We start from the raw sequence: 2,880 nt of genomic DNA, 5'->3' as shown, positions 1-2,880 counted from the left end.
GGGACTGTCATCCCTGAAACCATATCTTGATCAATATGAAACAAGAGGAACTGATAGGCTTCTTCTATCAAAAATCTGCTTCTTACAATTCATCCAACAAAACCACGAACCTGTCTGTAGGCACAATATTCTATTGGGCAGCATCTTCAAGAGAACCAGCCGGTAAAGCAATCGAAGAAATGGATCTCAAACAAGTCAAGCTGACCCTGAATACAAGTACCGACATCTCAATTCTCAGAGTAAACGGAATGCATGCATTACGTGAAGCCAAAATCACAAGAATTACTGAGGAAGCACAGGATCAAGACGCATATCTCACTCAAGAAGACATTGCAGTTTTGCTCTGTTCAAGTGTAAGAACCATTCGACGTGATATTGAACGACTGAGGAAACAGGGAATAGACATTCCAACAAGAGGTCAGAAAATGGACATCGGGAAAGGGGTATCTCATAAAACCATTATCGTTGAATTGTATCTAAAGAATTATCAATATACAGATATCCAGCGGCAGACAAGACATTCAACAGAAAGCATAGAGCGTTACATCCAGGATTTCACCAGGGTAGTGATGCTTCTTAATACTGGTCTGAATATCGCAGACATCAGACAGGCAACCAGCATGTCAGAGAAGCTCATTAATGAATATATAGAGCTTTATCGAAAGTATGATTCAGAAAATAATACAAGACTGAAGGAGATAAAATCAAATGCAGTAGTAGTTAAAAAAGGGGGAATTCGTGTATGAAATCCAATCCACTTTCAGATACTTATGAACCTCAACTTCAGAAAAGTATGAAAACTGTATTGTGCTCAAGATTTATTTCGGAATATGGATTCTTAGGTGGTAGAGAGGTTATAGAATTAATCGTCAATGATCTGATCAAGATTGTTGGTGAACATCAGTTGCCTCTGAGTAGAGTCAAGAAAGGGCAGATCCTCTGGCAAGCAGTTGCTAAAGATGAAACCAGTTCATATGGAAAGTCGATGAGTGATACCAGAACTATTCCGGTTATTCTTACATTGGTCAGCGATGAAGAGATCAATATGCGAATAAATGGAAGTTCAATTACTCAGATACGAAAGAATGTAACTGAACGAATCATGAAAGAAGCAGATGAACAGAGGGGAACCTTGAGCCAGCCTGATATTGCTTTACTTCTTGCAATCTCAAGAGCATCTGTTGGCAAGTATATTCAGGATATACAGAATGAAAAGGGAATTAGTCTGCCGTATCGTGGAACTATTCATGATATGGGACCAACTGTTACACATAAGAGGGAGATTGTCAGATTGAAACTTTCTAAGATGTCTACTCCTGAGATTGCCAGGAGAACTAATCATAGTGAAGAAGCAGTCGATCGATATATCAATGATTTTGAACGTGTGACGAGGATTTCAGAGATTTTCAAGACGGAGGATATTGCTTTTGTTACGAATTTGAGTGTTTCTCTGGGGGTGCAAGCGTTGTTCGGAATTACTGGGCGTAAAGGGCGCGTAGGCGGCCGAGAAAGTCCGGTGTGAAAGCCCGGGGCTTAACCCCGGAAGGGCATTGGAAACTTCTCGGCTTGAGTTCGGAAGAGGAGGGCAGAATTCCCGGTGTAGGAGTGAAATCCGTAGATATCGGGAGGAAAACCAGTGGCGAAGGCGGCCCTCTGGGACGAAACTGACGCTGAGGCGCGAAAGCGTGGGGAGCAAACAGGATTAGAGACCCTGGTAGTCCACGCCGTAAACGATGGATGCTGGGTGTGGGGGTCATTTAGGATCTCCGTGCCGAAGCTAACGCATTAAGCATCCCGCCTGGGGAGTACGGTCGCAAGACTAAAACTCAAAGGAATTGACGGGGGCCCGCACAAGCGGTGGAGTATGTGGTTTAATTCGACGCAACGCGCAGAACCTTACCTGGGTTTGACATCCCGCGCCGGCCGTGGAAACACGGTTTTCCCTTCGGGGACGCGGAGACAGGTGCTGCATGGCTGTCGTCAGCTCGTGTCGTGAGATGTTGGGTTAAGTCCCGCAACGAGCGCAACCCCTGTCCCATGTTGCCATCGGGTCAAGCCGGGCACTCTTGGGAGACCGCCGGCGTCAAGCCGGAGGAAGGTGGGGATGACGTCAAGTCCTCATGGCCCTTATACCCAGGGCTACACACGTACTACAATGGCCGGTACAGAGGGTCGCGAACCCGCGAGGGGGAGCCAATCTCGCAAAGCCGGTCCCAGTTCGGATTGGAGTCTGCAACTCGACTCCATGAAGGCGGAATCGCTAGTAATCGCGGATCAGCATGCCGCGGTGAATGCGTACCCGGGCCTTGTACACACCGCCCGTCACACCATGAGAGTCGTTTGTACCAGAAGTGCGTGGGCTAACCCGCAAGGGGGGCAGCGTACCAAGGTATGGGCGGTAATTGGGGTGAAGTCGTAACAAGGTAGCCGTTCCGGAAGGAGCGGCTGGATCACCTCCTTTCTAAGGAAGAAGGCTCCGGCAGCCCGGAAGCGCGGGCGACGGGGTAACGATCAAACGAGAAACGCCGGGAGGTCCCGGCGTACCGGGCGCACGGCCCCGTCACCTGCCTCTTCGAGCTATTCGGTTTTGAGGGATCGACACCGCTCCCCTCGGGGAGCGGTGGGGTCTTGGGTCTTTGAGAAGGCGGCGGCACGGACGGACGAACCGAGGGCCTATAGCTCAGGTGGTTAGAGCGCACGCCTGATAAGCGTGAGGTCGGTAGTTCGAGTCTACCTAGGCCCACCATCTAGAGACTGGAGACTAGAAAAGGCAAGGGCCATCTAGAGACTAGAGACTAGAAAGAGCGCGGCCGGGGTTGTTCTCCTAGTTTCCAGTCTCTAGTATCTAGAGGGGGTGTAGCTCAGCTGGGAGAGCACCTG

General features: G+C 49.2%; 1 protein-coding gene, 1 tRNA gene and 1 rRNA gene. All 3 read left to right on the top strand.

The window, feature by feature from the left end; translation table 11 throughout:
* Nucleotides 1-35: 35 nt before the first annotated feature.
* Nucleotides 36-746: a DUF1670 domain-containing protein gene (locus SCM96_15860; protein MDW7762095.1), complete on the top strand. Its 711-nt coding sequence runs from the start codon at nt 36-38 to the stop codon at nt 744-746.
* A 662-nt stretch (nt 747-1,408) separates the two neighbouring features.
* A 16S ribosomal RNA gene (locus SCM96_15855) occupies nt 1,409-2,461 on the top strand.
* Between the two features lie 208 nt (nt 2,462-2,669).
* Nucleotides 2,670-2,746: transfer RNA gene (locus SCM96_15850), tRNA-Ile, on the top strand.
* Nucleotides 2,747-2,880: the final 134 nt, after the last annotated feature.

The sequence above is a fragment of the Acidobacteriota bacterium genome, assembly GCA_033549365.1.
GTDB lineage: Bacteria > Acidobacteriota > Aminicenantia > Aminicenantales > Saccharicenantaceae > JAWSUF01.
Note: the sequence above shows the minus strand (reverse complement) of the source record. Positions and strands in the feature narration are given on the sequence as shown.

Excerpts from the sequence above, each read along its gene's own strand:
- SCM96_15860 (MDW7762095.1), top strand. The coding sequence starts at position 36 with ATGAAACAAGAGGAACTGATAGGCTTCTTCTATCAAAAATCTGCTTCT.